The organism is Mesorhizobium sp. M2A.F.Ca.ET.042.01.1.1, from assembly GCF_003997405.1.
GTDB lineage: Bacteria > Pseudomonadota > Alphaproteobacteria > Rhizobiales > Rhizobiaceae > Mesorhizobium.
The window spans coordinates 41,940-57,783 of record NZ_RZRX01000001.1; the positions used below are offsets into that span (position 1 = coordinate 41,940).

Here is a 15,844-nt window from a genome sequence, read left to right on the forward strand (position 1 = left end):
GATCCGGTGACAGAACAGGTCGTCAAAACACTCACCGATCCTTCCTTCCTGATCGCGATGCTGGTCGGCATCGCCGTGTTCGCGACCGTGTTCACCCTCATGCCGGCGTTCGGCGGCACGTCGCTCAAATCGCGCATGAAGTCCGTGGCGCTCGAACGCGACAAATTGCGCGCCGAGCAGCGCGCGCGGCTGGCCAGCGAGGCCGACCGGCGCCGCAAGGGCCTGCGCGAGGAACAGTCCATCGGCATGCGCAACATCGTCGACCGCCTGGATCTGAAGCGCGCGCTTGCCGATGAAAACACGATCCAGAAGCTCAAGGTCGCGGGCTTCCGCGGCCAGAACCCGCTGACGCGCTTCCTCTTCTTCCGCCTCGTCCTGCCATTTGTGGGCTTTGCGCTGGCGGCCGTCTACCTGTTCGTGCTCGGCGGCCTGCCGCAGCAGCCGGCTTTGATCAAGCTGTTCGTCTGTGTCGTCGTCGCCTATGGCGGCTTCTACGCTCCCATCCTCTATGTCAACAACCGCGCCACCAAGCGCAAGCAATCGATCCAGCTGGCGTGGCCGGACGCGCTCGACCTGATGCTGATCTGCGTGGAATCCGGCATGTCGGTGGAAGCGGCCCTGCGCAGGGTCGCCGAGGAAATCGGCGCGCAGTCGGTCGCGCTTGCCGAGGAATTCGTGCTCACCAATGCCGAGCTTTCCTATCTGCAGGATCGCAAGATCGCCTATGAGAACCTGGCAAGCCGCACCGGCCTGGAATCGGTCAAGTCGGTGTCGCAGGCCTTGGTCCAGGCCGAACGCTACGGCACGCCGGTGGCGCATGCGCTGCGCGTGCTCGCCTCGGAAAGCCGGGACATGCGCATGAACGCGGCCGAGAAGAAAGCCGCCGCGCTGCCGCCGAAGCTCACCGTGCCGATGATCCTGTTCTTCCTGCCGGTTCTCTTCGCCATCATTCTTGGCCCGGCCGGCATCCAGGTCAGCCAGCGCGGCATCTTCGGCGACCAGCACAGCTCCTCGAGCCAATAAAGCAATTCCAGCAAAAGTGTGGTGCGGTTTTCCGCCCGGAATTGCGTAAAAAGCAAAGAGAAAGAGCCGTTCGCGCAAATCAAAAAAGCCGCGCGGCTTTTGCATTGTCGGAGCGGGCGGCGCTTGGCGGCGTCCGTCAGTTCGTGGCGACTTTCGCCTTGTTCTTGTCCTGATCCTTCAGCTGGCTCCAGGCATTCTGCTGGGCAAGCATCTGGCGCAGATAGGCGACGTTGGCCTGCGCCTGTTCGGGCGACAATTCCTGCGAGGCGATCTTCTCGGCCTCGTCGAAGCGGCCCTGCAGGCCCACCACGAGTGCAAGGTTCTGCCGCACCCGGCTGTCGGCGCTGGGCTGCTGCGCGGCCGAGCGCATATAGGTCTCGGCCGTTCGCAGGTCGCCTTCGAGCACATAGGACATGCCGAGGTTGGACAGCACCGAAGGCTCGTTCGGTTTGAGTTCCAACGCTTTGCGGTAGTCCTGACGCGCTTCGTCCTTCTGGCCCATCTGGTCGAGGATCGCGGCTTCCGCCGACACCAGCTTCCAGTCCGGATATTCGGGCGTCTGCGCGCGGCGCACGGCGTCGAGCGCCGGCTCGAACTGGCCGTTGGCGGCAAGCGCCTTGCCATAGGCGGCAAGCACGTCGCGATCCTTGGGATAGGCGATCGCCAGCTTGCGCATCACGGCGAGCGACTGGTCGGCATCGCCATCCATCTGCAGTGCCGCCGCGAAATTCATCGCCATGCGCTTGTCATTGGGATTGCGGGCGTAGGATTCGCCAAGCCTGGACGTGGCCGTGTGCAGTTCGCCGGCCGACATCGTTTCCAGCGGCCTTCTGTCGGAGCGCGAGATGGAGCCGGTGGTCATTTGGCTGGTGCTGCCGCAACCTGCCACGCTGGCGGCCAGTGCCGCCATGAAGGCCGTGCTGATCAGACGCCTGGCTCTACGGTTCAACGCTTTGATCGGCATCGGCGCCCGGTCTCCATTCCTGTGCGGCCATGGGCTGGCCGTCTTCCCTCCCGCAGAAATATTCTGTTAACCCTAACGGACCGTTAAGAAGCCGACTCATCCTGTTCGGCCGGAGATCATCGCATGCCTGTCGAACTCGTCGAACAAAAGCCGCAAGCCGCCTTCCCTGTCTATCTGGTGGCAAAGGACGCCCTTGAAGCCGCGGCATTGCCGCCGCCCGCCATCGCCTGGGCAAGAGCCAACGGTTTTTCCGGCGAGGCAGGGCGCACGCTGGTCCTGCCTGGCGAGGGCGGTGGTCTCGCCGGCGCGCTGTTCGGCACGGGTGACGGCGAAAGCGCGCTTGCCCTCGGCGCGCTCGCAAGGGCGCTGCCGGAAGGCGACTGGTATTTCGCGTCGGGCCTGGCGCAACCCGAACTCGCCGCGCTGGCGCTTGTCCTGGGCGGCTATGTCTTCACGCGCTACGGCAAGAAGCCCGGCAAGGCCCTGCGCTTCGCGCTTCCGGAGGGCGCTGACGCCGCGCATGTCCGTCGCGTCGCCGACAGCGTTTTCCTGACGCGCGATCTGGTCAACACGCCGACCAGCGACCTCGGGCCGGTCGAGCTGGAAGAAGCCGCCCGGCAATTGGCGGCCGCCCATGCCGCCGAGATTTCCGCAATTCACGGCGACGATCTTCTGGCGCGGAATTTCCCGATGATCCACGCTGTCGGCCGGGCTTCCGCCGACGCGCCGCGGCTGATCGACATGAGCTGGGGACCGAGCGCTGCGCCGAAGGTGACGCTGGTCGGCAAGGGCGTCTGCTTCGACACAGGCGGTCTCGACATCAAGCCGTCGTCCGGCATGCTTCTGATGAAGAAGGACATGGGCGGCGCCGCCAACGTGCTGGGCCTCGCTTCCATGATCATGGCGGCGAAATTGAATGTCCGGTTGCGCGTGCTGATCCCAGCCGTCGAGAATTCGATCGCCGGCAATGCCTTCCGGCCCGGCGACGTTCTGAAGAGCCGCAAAGGCATCACCGTCGAGATCGGCAACACGGACGCGGAGGGGCGGCTGATCCTGGCCGACGCGCTGGCGCTGGCCGATGAGGAGAAGCCAGAATTGCTGATCGGCATGGCGACGCTGACCGGCGCTGCCAGGGTCGCGCTCGGCCCCGATCTGCCGCCCTTCTACACCGCCGACGAGACGTTCGCCGCCGACATTGCCGCCGCCTCCGTGTCCGTCGAGGATCCGCTGTGGCGGATGCCGCTATGGCGTCCCTATGATGCGAAGCTTTCCTCAAAGATCGCCGACATCAACAATGTCACCACGGACGGTTTTGCCGGCTCGATCACCGCGGCGCTTTTCCTCAAGCGCTTCGTCGAGAAGACCCACAGCTGGGCGCATTTCGACATCTTCGCCTGGAACCCGGCCGATCGCCCTTACGGCCTGACCGGCGGCGAGGCGCAGGGCATTCGCGCGCTGGAGCGGGTCATCACGCAGCGATTTGTCTAGGCCGGAAGACCGGGTCGGCGGATAAACCGTCACTGAAACGGAACCGAAACAATTTGCCGGCATGCTTGGGCGATGTCGATCTCGATGCGCCCGAGCCAGGCCTTGCGACTGTGGCAGCAGGTGATGCTGGCCCAGGTGCGCGATGGCGAGCCAGATCTCACCATGCGCCAGACGGCGATCCTGTTCACCATCTATCTCGACCCGCCGCCGCACACGGTGCGCGGGCTTGCGGCAAAACTCAACGTCACCAAGCCGGTCATCACCCGGGCGCTGGACACGATGGGCGCGCTGAAGCTGGTCTCGCGCCATCGCGACGAGCTCGACAAGCGCAACGTACTCATCCGCCGCACGGTGGAAGGCGCGCTCTTTGTCGAGCGCTTCGGCGATGGTATCGTCGCCAGGGCGCACGAACTGCCCATCTGACCTCACTGCCAACGACCGGATTATCGATTTGACCGCAAGGGATGCCCGCCTTCACGCTTTCCGCTCCGACCTTGCCGATGCGAGGCTGAAAGGCGAAGTTGCCGCCGACCGCTTCGTCACCGGCCGCCCGGTGCGGATCACGGCCTCGGTCGCCGACCTGCGCAAGGCGCCGCGCCCCGATGCGGGCGTCAACACGCAGGCGCTCTTCGGCGACGACGTGCTCGTCTTCGAGGACGCGGAAGGCTGGGCCTGGGTGCAGGCCGAGCGCGACGGCTATGTCGGCTATGTGGCGGACAATCTCCTTGGCGCGCGCGACCACGCGCCGACCCACATCGTCTGCGTGCCGCGCACCTTCCTCTATCCCGGGCCGGATCTGCGTTTTCCGATCAGCGGACAGCTGTCGATGGGCTCGACCGTGACCGTGAGCGGCTCGGCCGAGACGCGCGGCACGCATTATGCGCTGCTGCCCTCCGGCCAGGCGATCATCGCAGGCCATCTGCGGCCGATCGGCGAGCTTGCGGAGGATTACGTCACCGTCGCCGAAAGCTTCCTCGGCACGCCCTATCTCTGGGGTGGTGTCTCCGGCTTCGGCATCGACTGCTCCGGCCTCGTGCAATTGGCGATGCGCATGACCGGCAAGGATGTGCTGCGCGACTCCGACATGCAGGCGGCGTCGATCGGCACGCCCTTCGAGCCGGGTCCGGACTATACCGGCCTCCAGCGCGGCGACCTCGTGTTCTGGAAAGGCCATGTGGCGATTATGACCGACGAAAGGGACATGATCCACGCCAACGGCCACACCATGCTGGTCTCGCGGGAAGGGCTGAAGGAAGCGGTCGAGCGCATCGGCTATCTCTATGGCGGCCCGACCGGGTTCAGGAGGCCGTAACTCCCCTACCTCTCCCCCTGTGGGAGAGGTCGGATTGCCCCGATTTGTCCTTCACAAATCGGATGGCAGTCCGGGTGAGGGGTAGCTTGGCGCCAAGCTGGAACACCCCTCATCCGTCTTGCCGCTGCGCGGCAATCCACCTTCCCCCACAAGGGGGGGAGGACGAAATAGCTGATCCCCTTTTGTTCCGATTTTCCTTGGCGATCGCGTGCCGCCGCGCTACCTGTTGCGAGTGACCGAGCAGCCGCGCCTTGCCGAACAGAATGCCGCCGTCCTGCTGCCCGAGCCATTCGTCAGATGGTTCGGCCAAAAGGGCTGGTCGCCGCGCGTCCATCAGCTCGAGTTGCTGGCGAAGGCGCAAGCCGGCCAATCGGTGCTGCTGATCGCGCCGACCGGCGCCGGCAAGACGCTGGCCGGCTTCCTGCCGTCGCTCACCGAGCTCGCCAACCGTCCCAAGCGCAAGCCTGGCCAGGCCCGTCGCGGCATCCACACGCTCTACATCTCGCCGCTCAAGGCGCTGGCCGTCGATATCGAGCGCAATCTCGGCAAGCCGGTCGAGGAGATCGGCCTGCCCGTCACCATCGAGACCCGCACCGGCGACACGCCTTCGCACAAGCGCCAGCGGCAGAAGCTGGCGCCACCCGACATTCTGCTCACCACGCCCGAGCAGCTTGCGCTGCTGATCGCCTCGAACGACGCAAAGCGCTTCTTCGAGGATTTGCGCTATGTCGTGCTCGACGAGCTGCATTCGCTCGTTACCTCGAAGCGCGGGCATCTGCTGGCGCTTGGCCTTGCGCGTTTGCGCAGCTTCGTCCCCGGATTGCAGACCATCGGCTTGTCGGCAACGGTCGCCGAGCCCGACGAATTGCGGCGGTGGCTGGTCAGCCAGGCTTCCCCCGGCGCCATGTCCGAGCTCATCGTCGTCACGGGCGGCGCCAAGCCCGAGATCTCGATCCTTGACTCCGAAGAGCGCGTTCCCTGGGCCGGCCATTCGGCCCGCTACGCCACGCCGGAAATTTATCGTGAGATCAAGCGGCACAAGACCACGCTGCTCTTCGTCAACACGCGCAGCCAGGCCGAGCTGTTGTTCCAGGAGCTATGGCGAGTCAATGAGGACACACTGCCGATCGCGCTTCATCACGGCTCGCTGGACGTCGCCCAGCGCCGCCGCGTCGAGAAGGCGATGGGCGACAATGTGCTGCGCGCCATCGTCGCTACCTCGACGCTCGATCTCGGCATCGACTGGGGCGACGTGGATCTGGTCGTGCATGTCGGCGCACCGAAGGGCGCCAGTCGTCTAGCGCAGCGCATCGGCCGCGCCAATCACCGCATGGACGAGCCGTCGAAGGCGATCCTGATCCCGGCAAACCGCTTCGAAGTGCTGGAGTGTCGGGCGGCGCTCGACGCCAATTATCTTGGCGCACAGGACACCCCACCTCTGGTCAATGGCGGGCTGGACGTCTTGGCGCAGCATGTGCTGGGCTGCGCCTGCGGCGCGCCGTTTCGCGCTGACGCACTGTTCGATGAGGTAAGGACGGCCGCGCCTTACGCCAGCCTGGACAGGCCGACATTCGATCGGGTCATCGACTTCGTCGCTACCGGCGGCTACGCGCTCAGAAATTACGAGCGCTATGCCCGCATCCGGCAGACCAGGGAAGGATTGTGGCGGGTTTCAAATCCGGCGGTCGCCCAGCAATACAGGCTCAATGTCGGCACCATCATCGAAGTGCCGGCGCTCAATGTGCGCTACGTCCAGGCTGGCAGCAGGGGGGCAGCCTCGCGCGGCGGCAGGGTGCTGGGAAAGATCGAGGAAGCATTCCTGGAGACCTTGACCCATGGCGACACCTTCATGTTCGCCGGCAAGATCCTGCGCTTCGAAGGCATTCGCGAGAACGAGTGCTTCGTCTCGAACGCGCCGGGCAGCGACGCGAAGGTGCCCTATTATGGCGGCGGCAAATTCCCGCTTTCGACCTACCTGGCCGAGCAGGTCCGAGCCATGCTCGACGATCCTCAACGCTGGAAGAAGCTGCCCGAGCAGGTTGCGGATTGGCTGCGGTTCCAGGCGGACAAGTCCATTCTGCCGAAACGCGACGACCTGCTGATCGAGACCTTTCCGCGCGGCAACCGCTACTACCTCGTGGCCTATCCGTTCGAGGGCAGGCTTGCTCACCAGACGCTCGGCATGCTGCTCACCCGCCGGCTCGATCGCGCGGGCGCGAAGCCGGTCGGTTTCGTGGCCACCGACTATGCGCTGGCCATCTGGTCGCTGGCCGACATGGGCTGGATGTTCAAGAATAGAAAACCGTCGCTGGCCACGCTGTTCGATCAAGACATGCTGGGCGATGATCTCGAGGCCTGGTTTGCCGACAGCTGGCTCTTGAAGCGCACTTTCCGCAACTGCGCGCTGATTTCCGGACTGATCGAAAAGCGCCACCCCGGCAAGGAGAAAAGCGGCCGCCAGGTGACCGTTTCCACCGACCTGATCTATGACGTGCTGCGCAGCCATGAACCCGACCATATTCTGCTGCAGGCCACCCGCACGGATGCCGCGACCGGGTTGCTCGATGTCAGCAGACTTGCCGAGATGCTCTCGCGCATTCGCGGTCGAATCATGCATAAGAATCTGGAGCAGATATCGCCGCTCGCCGTGCCGATCATGCTGGAAATCGGCAAGATGCCGGTGAATGGCGAGGCGGACGAGACGCTGTTGATGGATGCCGCCACCCTCGTCGAAGAGGCCATGGGGCCTGAGATGATCGACTGAAAGAGAGGGACGAAGAGGGGATGAATTTTTCGCTGTCGCGCGCAACGCTGATCGCCGAGGCCGACCTTGTCGGCATCGCTGGCGAGCGCGCTGTGTGCGACCGGCGTGGTGTGCTTTACTTCCCCGATCTGCGCCTGCTCGCGGTCTCCGACCTGCATCTGGAAAAAGGCTCGTCCTTCGCCAGGCGCGGCGCGCTGATCCCGCCTTACGACACCGGCGCCACCTTGCTCAGGCTTCAGTCGGTCATCGCCGACTACCAGCCGCGCATCGTCGTCAGCCTGGGCGATTCCTTCCATGATGGTGGCGGCGCCGAGCGCATGCACCAGACCTTCCGTGAGCGGCTCGAGGCGATGATGGCAGGCCGCGATTGGTTCTGGGTCGCCGGCAACCACGATCCTGAGGCGCCCGCTGATTTGCCCGGCGAGACGGTCAAGGAGCTTGCCATCGGCTCGCTGCTTTTCCGGCATGAGCCCTCGAAGACGCGGATCGAGGGCGAGATATCAGGCCATCTCCATCCATGCGCGCGCATCGTCCAGCGCGGCCGCTCGGTCAGGCGACGCTGCTTTGCCGGCGACGGCGGCCGCATGATCATGCCGGCCTTCGGCGCCTATACCGGCTCGCTCAACGTGCTCGACCGCGCCTATGCCGGCCTGTTCCGCCTGGAAACGCTGATGGCGTATATGTTGGGAGCCGAGCGCATCTTTGCGATCTCGGGCTCGATGCTGCGGCCGGGCTGATACAGCTTCATCTGCCATAGTACAGCGTGACCGTGTGCTTCGCCTCGGCGAAGAACAGCCAGCGCTCGACCAGCATGCCGGCCAACTGACAAACAGCTGCAAGCACCGAGGCAATCGCCGCGAACGGCCAAGCCAGGGCGAAGGCGATGACAAGCAGGACGGCGGGCGCAATGAATGCCAGCGCCTGCGTGATCCGTCGTAGCTTCGCGCTATGTTTGCGCGCGATGCGGAAGCCCATCTCCTTCAGCAGATAGTTCTCTTCCGTATGCGGCCATTCGATCGACCGCACCGTGCCGCCGGCGAGCCCGGTCGCGGTGTTGGCATTTGTCGGAATCTCCAGCCGGTCATTGTAGCGCCATGTCGCGAGCTTCCAGACCCAGCCGGCGAGGGTGGCAAGCAGGACCCAGGCCAGCATCTCCGCTGAACCCAGCTCGAACCCCTGAAGCAGGGCGTTGGCGAGAACGCTTCCGGTCATGGCAGCAAAGATGAGATAGGCCGGCAACGTATATCGGCTGTGCCATTGCGCGACCGGCTTCAGCGAAGCGTAGATCATGCCCGTCGTGCAGACAGTCACGACGGCGCCAGCCGCCGCCAGCAGGCCGGCGGCCGCCACCCAGCCGCCGCTCTTGCCGAGAAACACCCAGCCGATGCCGAACAGCACGGCCGGGATGAAGGTCGCGACCGACGCCACGCCTTCGCGCGACAGCCAGGAACTGCGCCATTGCGAGAAGGCGCGCCAGGCGCGCTCGGGCCGGCCGAGATGACCCGTGGACGACAACAGGCCAGCGACGATCAGGCCGAGCGCCAGCGCCATGCCGACGAAGCCAAGCCAGAAATCGGCGGGAATGTATCCCAACCCGCCAAGCAGGCCGAGCAGCGCCAGCAGGCCGTAGCCGGCCCCGGTGGCGGTGGTGAAGAAGACGACCGAGAAACCGGGATGCATGATCAGTTCGAAAGCATGCGGTCGATCCAGCCGAGGAAACCGCCCTCGGCCTTGATCGGCTCCAGCGCCGGCGCGTCGACCTTCGCCGCCCGTTCGCTGCGGGTGCGCGGCGGCAAATAGCGGTTGGTCGGCTTATAGCCAAGCTCCGGCATCAGCGCGACGCCGCCACGCTCCTCGACGAGTTGCGAGATCGCCGAGGTGGGATCGCCGAGATCGCCGAAATGCCGGGCGCTGGTCGGGCAGGCGGCGACGCAGGCGGGCACGCGATCTTCCTCGGCGAGATTGTCGTTGTAGATACGGTCGACGCAGAGCGTGCATTTCTTCATCACGCCGACATCCGTGTCGAATTCGCGCGCGCCATAGGGACAGGCCCAACTGCACAACTTGCAGCCGATGCATTTACTCTCGTCGACCAGCACGATGCCGTCCGAGGCGCGCTTGTAGGAGGCGCCGGTCGGGCACACAGTGACGCAGGCCGGCTGCTCGCAATGCAAACAGGAGCGCGGGAAGTTCACTGTCCGGCCGCCCCGCTCCGTCGTATGCTCGTAGGCATGCACGCGGTTGAACCAGACGCCGTCGGCATGCCCGCCATAAGGGTCGGTGTCGGTCAGCGGCGCCATATGGCCGCCGGTGTTCCACTCCTTGCAGGCGGTGACGCAGGCCTGGCAGCCGACACAGGTATCGAGGTCGATGACCAGGCCGAGCTTTTTCTCGGTCCGGGCGGGAAAGCAGGTCATTCGGCGGCTTCCCTCTTCATCCGGAATTTCGCGCCGAAGCGAAGTATGTCGGGCGACGGTTCGAAATGCGCCGGCCGGGCAAAACGCTCGAATTGCGGCTCGGTGAAGCCGGCTTCGTCCGCCGCGCATTTGACGATGCGCACGCGCACGTCAAACCATGCCGCCTGTCCGGTGACCGGATCGGAATTCGAATAGCGCTTGCCGTTGGCGTGGGCCGATGTCTGGTCGCCGATGATGTGGTTGAGCAGGAAGCCGCGATTGCTCTCGGCCGCATCGTCCTTCAGCCCCCAGCTGCCGCGCCGCTTGCCGATCGCGTTCCAGGTCCAGACCGTATCGGGGTTGACGCCGTCGATCAGCTTGATCTGGCCCTTCACCCTTCCGTTGACGCTTTCGATCCATACCCAGTCATCGTCGGCAAGGCCGAGCTTGCTGGCCGTCTGGCGATGGACGAACAGCCGGTTCTGGCTGGTGATCTGCCGCAGCCAGGCATTCTGCGAACCCCAGGAATGGTACATATGCATCGGCCGCTGCGTCAGCGCATGCAGCGGATATTTTTCGAGATCGCCGGTGTCATCCTCGAAGGGCGCGTACCAGAAGGGCAGCGGGTCCATATAGGCTTCGATGCGGCCGCGTTCGGCGTCGGGCGGCTGCACCTTGCCGTGGCCACGCGCTGCCAGCCTGAACCGCTGGATCGGCTCCGAATAGAGCTGGAAGACGATCGGCTCGGCCTTGGCGATGAAACCCATCTCGACCGCGAAATCGAGATAGGCGCGGTTGCCCATCTTGTAATAGCGCTGGTCGTCGGAAAAATCGTGGTGCCAGAAGCCGCCATTGTCGATGTAGCGCTGCAACTGGCCGGGGTTGACGTCGCCCTTGCCGATTGCGTCGCCATCCTTGCCGCGCCAGCCGGCTAAAGGGCCGATGCCGGGGGTGCGCTCGTGGTTGACGATATAGTCGGCATAGTCGCGGTATTTCGCCGAGCCATCCTCCTCGACGAAGCCTGGCAGGCCCAGCCGCGCGCCGAGTTCTATCAGCACCGACTGGAACGGCCGCACGTCGCGATCTGGCTGCACCACGGGGTGGCGAATGGCGTCGGCGGCTCCGTCGGCATGGCTGATCGGCCGGTCGAGCAGGCTGATGCAGTCGTGCCGCTCGAGATAGGTGGTGTCGGGCAGCACCAGGTCGGCGAATGGCACGGTCTCGGAGTAATAGGCGTCGGAATAGATGATGAACGGGATCTTGTACGCGCCGGCCTCGTCCTTGTCGGTCAGCATGGAAATCGTCTCGACCGTGTTCATCGACGAGTTCCACGCCATGTTCGACATGTACATGAACAGCGTGTCGATCGGATAAGGATCGCTGGCCCAGGCGTTGCGGATGACAGAATGCATCAGCCCATGCGCGGCCAAAGGCGCTTCCCAGGAATAGGCCTTGTCGATGCGGACTGGCCGGCCGGCTTCGTCGACGAGAAGATCGTCCGGCCCGCAGACGAAGCCGAGCGGCATGCCGTCCAGCGGCGTCATTGGCTGGGCGTTCTTGCCGGCTGGCTTCGGTCCCGGCGGCGCGCAGCGCGGATAGGGCGGCTTGAAGCGGAAGCCACCTGGAACGTCGACGGTGCCGAGCAGCACCTGCAGCAAATGGATGGCGCGGCAGGTATGAAAGCCGTTGGAATGGGCCGAGATGCCGCGCATGGCATGCATCGAGACAGGCCGCCCCTTGATCGTCTCGTGCCGGCGGCCGGCCCAGTCGGTCCAGGTGACCGGCAGCTCGATCGTCTGCTCGAAGGCGACATGCGCCAGCTCCGCCGCGATGCGCCGGATGGTGTCGGCGCTGACGCCGCAACGCTGCGCCACGGCATCCGGCGAGTAGCTCTCGTCCAGATAGCGATCGGCGATGAGCTGGAACACCGGCACGCAGCGCCGCCCACCGACCTCGTAGCTGCCGGTCAGCGCCGGCTTTGCCTCGGGTCCGGCTGCGTTGACCGGACGCTTGGCCACGCTGTCCCAAGCCAGCGGGTTGCCGTCGGCGCCGCGCACGAAGAGTCCGTCGTCGGCCGCGCCCGGCTCCTGCACGACGAGCACCGACGCATTGGTGTAGCGCAGCAGATAGTCGAGATCGACGCGCCCGGCCTTGAGCAATTCGTGGACCAGCGCCAGCACGAACAGGCCGTCGGTGCCCGGCCGGATGCCGATCCAGTCGTCGGCGATGGCATTGTAGCCGGTGCGGCAGGGATTGATCGAAACCACCTTGGCGCCGCGCGCCTTGAGCTTGCCGAGGCCGATCTTGATCGGGTTGGAATCATGGTCCTCGGCAACGCCGAACAGCATGAAATATCGGGTGTTGTCCCAGTCGGGCTCGCCGAACTCCCAGAACGAGCCGCCGATCGTGTAGAGCCCGCCGGCCGCCATGTTGACCGAGCAGAAGCCGCCATGCGCAGCGAAGTTCGGCGTGCCGAATTTCGCCGCCCACCAGCCGGTCAGCGATTGCGACTGGTCGCGGCCGGTGAAGAAGGCGAGTTTTTTCGGATCGGTGCGGCGGATCGCCGACAGCCTCTCCGTGGCGATGGTCAGAGCCTCGTCCCATTCGATCTCGCGGAATTCGCCCGAGCCGCGCGGGCCTGTCCTCAGCAGCGGTTTCCTCAGACGCGCCGGGCTGTAATGCTGCATGATGCCGGCGCTGCCCTTGCCGCAGATCACGCCGCGGTTCACCGGATGGTCCTTGTTGCCGTTGATGTAGCGCACCTTGCCGTCCTTGATGTGGACGTCGATGCCGCAGCGGCAGGCGCACATATAGCAGGTGGTCTTGGCGACGCAGTCGGAGACGCTGGGCGAAGTCTCGACGCCGTCGCCCTCATTTGGCGCGTGAGTGTCGGAAAGTGGCCGTTGCGAGGGTGCGGAATTGGCGCCGCGCGGCGCGGTTTTGCTCATGATTGGCGAACGCTCTTGCCGTTCGCCATCTTGGCTTTCGTCTTGGGTCCCGGGCCGCGCATGTAGTGAAGTTCAGGATGATAACGCTCGCCGGCAAGCTGCCGCTTCAGCCGGCGGCTCCAATGCGCGAATAGGGATCTGAAACGCCCTGCCATTTCCCACTCTTGGTCTGTGACGACCAATTTTTTCCAACCTCGGGCAAAAACTTAGAACAAAGCAATTGATCCGTCTAACAAGCAGCTCTTGTAATTCTGATCGATTCTGCTTCTTAGTTGATCCATGACCCTCGATCAATTGCGCATCTTTGTCGCTGTCGCCGAACACGGCCATATGACCAGGGCCGCCGAGCGGCTCGGCATCTCGCAATCGGCGGCGTCGGCCGCCATCCGCGCGCTCGAAAGCCAGCATGGCGTGCGCCTGTTCAACCGGGTCGGCCGCAACATCGAATTGGCCCAGACCGGCCACCGCTTCCTGCCGGAGGCGAAGGCGGTCCTGGATCGCGCCGCGGCTGCTCGTGGCGTGCTGGAGGATGTCTCGCAGACCGTCGCCGGCAGCCTGTCGATCGCGGCCAGCCAGACCATCGCCAGCTACTGGCTGCCGCGTCGCCTGGCTGCCTTCCACGAGGCCTATCCCGCGGTGAAGCTGAGCGTCACCATCGGCAACACCAGGCAGGTCGAGACCAATGTGCTGGATGGCCGGGCCGATTTCGGCCTGGTCGAGGGCCGAACCGAGTCCGACATCCTGCGCCGCGCCACGGTCGACGAGGACCGCATGATGCTGGTGGTGGCGCGCTCGCATCCCGACATCCCGATGACGCGTGCCGGAAACCTCGACATCAGGGCGCTGCGCTGGATCATCAGGGAAGGCGGGTCGGGCACGCGCGAGGCGCTGGAGGATTTCGCCCACAGTCAGGGCGTTCCGCCGGCGGAGCTGCAGATATTCCTGGTTCTGCCCAGCAACGAGGCCGTGCGCCAGGCGGTGGAGGCCGGCGCGGGCGCCACGATCATCTCCGAGCTCGTCGTCGCGCGCTCGCTGGCCGAGGGCAGCCTCAGGGCCGTGCCGGTCGAACTGCCCAAGCGCGACTTCGCCATGATCACGCATCGCGACCGCCAGGCCAGCCTCGCCCAGATGGCGCTGAAGGCGCATCTGGGTGGCAAGGCTGAAGCGTCGCCAACCCGATAGGGACCAAAGGTAAGAAAGGCCGATAGCTCGCGGGATTCTACAGGAAAGCACGAGAGGCCGAATGAGCGTTCATGTATTAAAAATCATAGCGTGTGCGGAGAAGCATCGCGAATACCCTGATGGGGAGCGACATGCACTCTTGGTTTTTGCAAATACCAACGACTTGGAGTCCGCCCTTTTATCGACGCCACGGTTTCTCGCCTCATGCGGCTGGGAGCAAATCAACGTAAGGGACGCAAAGAAGCTGGCGATTGAAGTTCCTTCGATCAGCGATCAAACTCTGCGAAATGCTGCGGAGACTGCCCTCCAACAGGGCTATGGAATCGTCGTTTATGCCAGCCCTGTGACAGATCTGAATTCCTAGCGCCTCAGGCGTATTTGCGCTGCGCGTCGAGCGCCAGGCCAAGGCCGACCGAGCCGAACATGTCGCCTTCGATGACAGCGGCCTGCGGCACCAGCGACAGGATTTCCCGCTTGGCCAGCGGGATCGCGGTCGATCCGCCGGTGAGGAACACCGCAGTGATGGCGGAGGCATGAACGCCGGCGTCGGCGATCGTCTGCCTGACCGTCGCGGCCACGCGTTCGATGTCGACCGCAATGGTCTCCTTGAGGCCCGCGCGGGTGATCTCGGCCGCGAAGCGCGCGCCGGGCAGCGACACCTTCACCTCGGCCGAAGGGTGGTCGGTGAGCGTGATCTTCGCCCTTTCGACCAGGCCCGCCATTGCATGGCCATGGCGATGCTCGACGACATGGATGAAGCGGTCGACGAGATCGGCGCGCTCGGCCTCGTAGCGAATCTGTCGCAAGTCGGTCATCGCCTTGGCGGTGTAGACGAGGTTGATGCGCTGCCAGGTGGCTAGGTCGATGAAATAGGCTGCCGGCAGGTTGCGCTTGTGGTCCTTGGTCCGCGTCAGATAGCCGAGCTCGGGCATGACATGGGCTATGCTGAGCAGCCGGTCGAAATCCGTGCCGCCGATACGGATACCCCGGTTGGCGAGGATGTCGGCCTTGCGATCATTGGAACGGGCACGTTCCGGAGAAACCCGCACGATGGAGAAGTCGGAAGTGCCGCCGCCCATGTCGACGATCAGCGCCAGCTCCTCGCGGGTGACCTTCTGTTCGTAGTCGAGCGCCGCCGCGATCGGCTCGAACTGGAAGGCGATATGCTTGAAGCCTTGCGCGCGCGCCGCCTTCTCCAACTCGCCCTGCGCCTTCGCGTCGGAGGCCGTGTCGTTATCGACGAATTGCACGGGCCGGCCGAGCACCACATTCTCGACCGGACCGCCGGCGTCTTCTTCGAGCCGCTTCTTCAGATGGCCGACGAACATGCCGATAATGTCGATGAAGCCGATCTGGCGCGTCTTGATGCGGGTCTTCTCATTGGCGAGCGAGCTGCCGAGCACGCTCTTCAGCGAGCGCATCAGCCGGCCTTCGATGCTATCGGTGTAGTCGCTGATCGCGCGGCGGCCGAAATAGGTGTAGCCGTCCTCGAAGTTGAAGAACACGGCGCTCGGCAGAGTGGGTTGTTCGCCCTCCAACGCCACCAGTCGCGCCCGGCCGTCGCGGATCACCCCCACGGTGGAATTGGACGTGCCGAAATCGATGCCGCCGAACGCCGATCGCATCGCAGCCTCCTGTCGTTGCCTTGTGGCAGGGACGCCAAGCGCGCCGTCGTCCGGATGGCCGGACCGCTCTGCCGAACGGATTGTGCTTGTTTACCCTTGGGTTGGGAGGCGGCGGTTTATCGCATGATCGCCCGCAGGGAAA

13 protein-coding genes are annotated in these 15,844 nt (G+C 64.7%); 8 read left to right on the forward strand and 5 right to left on the reverse strand.

Annotation, left to right across the window (positions count from 1 at the left end; all coding sequences use genetic code 11):
- Positions 1-6: 6 nt before the first annotated feature.
- Entirely contained in the window at positions 7-1,023 is a 1,017-nt protein-coding gene (locus EOA23_RS00210; protein ID WP_127302474.1) for a type II secretion system F family protein, read from the forward strand.
- 136 nt (positions 1,024-1,159) lie between these two features.
- Here the strand turns inward: EOA23_RS00210 and EOA23_RS00215 are convergent, their stop codons facing one another.
- The gene (locus EOA23_RS00215) at positions 1,160-1,987 is read right to left on the reverse strand and encodes a tetratricopeptide repeat protein (RefSeq protein WP_127302475.1); all 828 of its coding nucleotides are present in this window, start codon (positions 1,985-1,987) and stop codon (positions 1,160-1,162) included.
- 123 nt (positions 1,988-2,110) lie between these two features.
- On the opposite strand from EOA23_RS00215, the gene EOA23_RS00220 reads away from it, so the two are divergent.
- The 5 genes from EOA23_RS00220 to pdeM all read left to right on the forward strand — a co-directional run bounded on the left by EOA23_RS00220 (position 2,111) and on the right by pdeM (position 8,288).
- The gene (locus EOA23_RS00220; RefSeq protein ID WP_127302476.1) at positions 2,111-3,475 is read left to right on the forward strand and encodes a leucyl aminopeptidase family protein; all 1,365 of its coding nucleotides are present in this window, start codon (positions 2,111-2,113) and stop codon (positions 3,473-3,475) included.
- Positions 3,476-3,547: 72 nt separating this feature from the next.
- On the forward strand, positions 3,548-3,898 hold the full coding sequence (locus EOA23_RS00225) for a MarR family winged helix-turn-helix transcriptional regulator (protein ID WP_040985896.1): 351 nt from the start codon (positions 3,548-3,550) through the stop codon (positions 3,896-3,898).
- Between the two features lie 28 nt (positions 3,899-3,926).
- Positions 3,927-4,787, forward strand: coding sequence for an NlpC/P60 family protein (locus tag EOA23_RS00230; RefSeq protein ID WP_189341457.1), 861 nt, complete (start codon positions 3,927-3,929; stop codon positions 4,785-4,787).
- 232 nt (positions 4,788-5,019) lie between these two features.
- Positions 5,020-7,551, forward strand: a complete 2,532-nt coding sequence (locus EOA23_RS00235; protein ID WP_127302509.1) for a ligase-associated DNA damage response DEXH box helicase — start codon at positions 5,020-5,022, stop codon at positions 7,549-7,551.
- A gap of 20 nt (positions 7,552-7,571) precedes the next feature.
- Positions 7,572-8,288 (forward strand): ligase-associated DNA damage response endonuclease PdeM, encoded by a 717-nt coding sequence (gene pdeM, locus EOA23_RS00240; protein WP_127302478.1) that lies wholly within the window; start codon positions 7,572-7,574, stop codon positions 8,286-8,288.
- A gap of 7 nt (positions 8,289-8,295) precedes the next feature.
- Here the strand turns inward: pdeM and EOA23_RS00245 are convergent, their stop codons facing one another.
- Genes EOA23_RS00245 through EOA23_RS00255 form a run of 3 tightly spaced genes read right to left on the reverse strand, consistent with a single transcriptional unit; the run spans position 8,296 to position 12,895 of the window.
- Positions 8,296-9,231 (reverse strand): DmsC/YnfH family molybdoenzyme membrane anchor subunit, encoded by a 936-nt coding sequence (locus EOA23_RS00245; protein WP_127302479.1) that lies wholly within the window; start codon positions 9,229-9,231, stop codon positions 8,296-8,298.
- A 2-nt stretch (positions 9,232-9,233) separates the two neighbouring features.
- Positions 9,234-9,968, reverse strand: a complete 735-nt coding sequence (locus tag EOA23_RS00250; RefSeq protein ID WP_127302480.1) for a 4Fe-4S dicluster domain-containing protein — start codon at positions 9,966-9,968, stop codon at positions 9,234-9,236.
- Positions 9,965-12,895, reverse strand: a complete 2,931-nt coding sequence (locus EOA23_RS00255) for a molybdopterin oxidoreductase family protein (RefSeq protein WP_127302481.1) — start codon at positions 12,893-12,895, stop codon at positions 9,965-9,967. The genes EOA23_RS00250 and EOA23_RS00255 overlap by 4 nt, the downstream gene beginning before the upstream one ends.
- 279 nt (positions 12,896-13,174) lie before the next feature.
- Here EOA23_RS00255 and EOA23_RS00265 point away from each other — a divergent pair, with 279 nt between their 5' ends.
- Both EOA23_RS00265 and EOA23_RS00270 read left to right on the forward strand, forming a co-directional pair.
- Positions 13,175-14,077, forward strand: a complete 903-nt coding sequence (locus EOA23_RS00265) for a LysR family transcriptional regulator (RefSeq protein ID WP_127302483.1) — start codon at positions 13,175-13,177, stop codon at positions 14,075-14,077.
- Positions 14,078-14,138: 61 nt separating this feature from the next.
- Positions 14,139-14,441 carry a hypothetical protein gene (locus EOA23_RS00270; RefSeq protein ID WP_127302484.1) on the forward strand — a complete coding sequence of 101 codons (303 nt, stop codon included), beginning with the start codon at positions 14,139-14,141 and terminating at the stop codon, positions 14,439-14,441.
- 4 nt (positions 14,442-14,445) lie between these two features.
- Here the strand turns inward: EOA23_RS00270 and EOA23_RS00275 are convergent, their stop codons facing one another.
- The gene (locus EOA23_RS00275) at positions 14,446-15,702 is read right to left on the reverse strand and encodes an Hsp70 family protein (protein ID WP_127302485.1); all 1,257 of its coding nucleotides are present in this window, start codon (positions 15,700-15,702) and stop codon (positions 14,446-14,448) included.
- Positions 15,703-15,844 lie beyond the last annotated feature (142 nt).

Excerpts from the sequence above, each read along its gene's own strand:
- EOA23_RS00215 (WP_127302475.1), bottom strand. The coding sequence starts at position 1,987 with ATGCCGATCAAAGCGTTGAACCGTAGAGCCAGGCGTCTGATCAGCACG.
- EOA23_RS00220 (WP_127302476.1), top strand. The coding sequence starts at position 2,111 with ATGCCTGTCGAACTCGTCGAACAAAAGCCGCAAGCCGCCTTCCCTGTC.
- EOA23_RS00225 (WP_040985896.1), top strand. The coding sequence starts at position 3,548 with ATGTCGATCTCGATGCGCCCGAGCCAGGCCTTGCGACTGTGGCAGCAG.
- pdeM (WP_127302478.1), top strand. The coding sequence starts at position 7,572 with ATGAATTTTTCGCTGTCGCGCGCAACGCTGATCGCCGAGGCCGACCTT.
- EOA23_RS00245 (WP_127302479.1), bottom strand. The coding sequence starts at position 9,231 with ATGCATCCCGGTTTCTCGGTCGTCTTCTTCACCACCGCCACCGGGGCC.
- EOA23_RS00250 (WP_127302480.1), bottom strand. The coding sequence starts at position 9,968 with ATGACCTGCTTTCCCGCCCGGACCGAGAAAAAGCTCGGCCTGGTCATC.
- EOA23_RS00255 (WP_127302481.1), bottom strand. The coding sequence starts at position 12,895 with ATGAGCAAAACCGCGCCGCGCGGCGCCAATTCCGCACCCTCGCAACGG.
- EOA23_RS00265 (WP_127302483.1), top strand. The coding sequence starts at position 13,175 with ATGACCCTCGATCAATTGCGCATCTTTGTCGCTGTCGCCGAACACGGC.
- EOA23_RS00270 (WP_127302484.1), top strand. The coding sequence starts at position 14,139 with ATGAGCGTTCATGTATTAAAAATCATAGCGTGTGCGGAGAAGCATCGC.
- EOA23_RS00275 (WP_127302485.1), bottom strand. The coding sequence starts at position 15,702 with ATGCGATCGGCGTTCGGCGGCATCGATTTCGGCACGTCCAATTCCACC.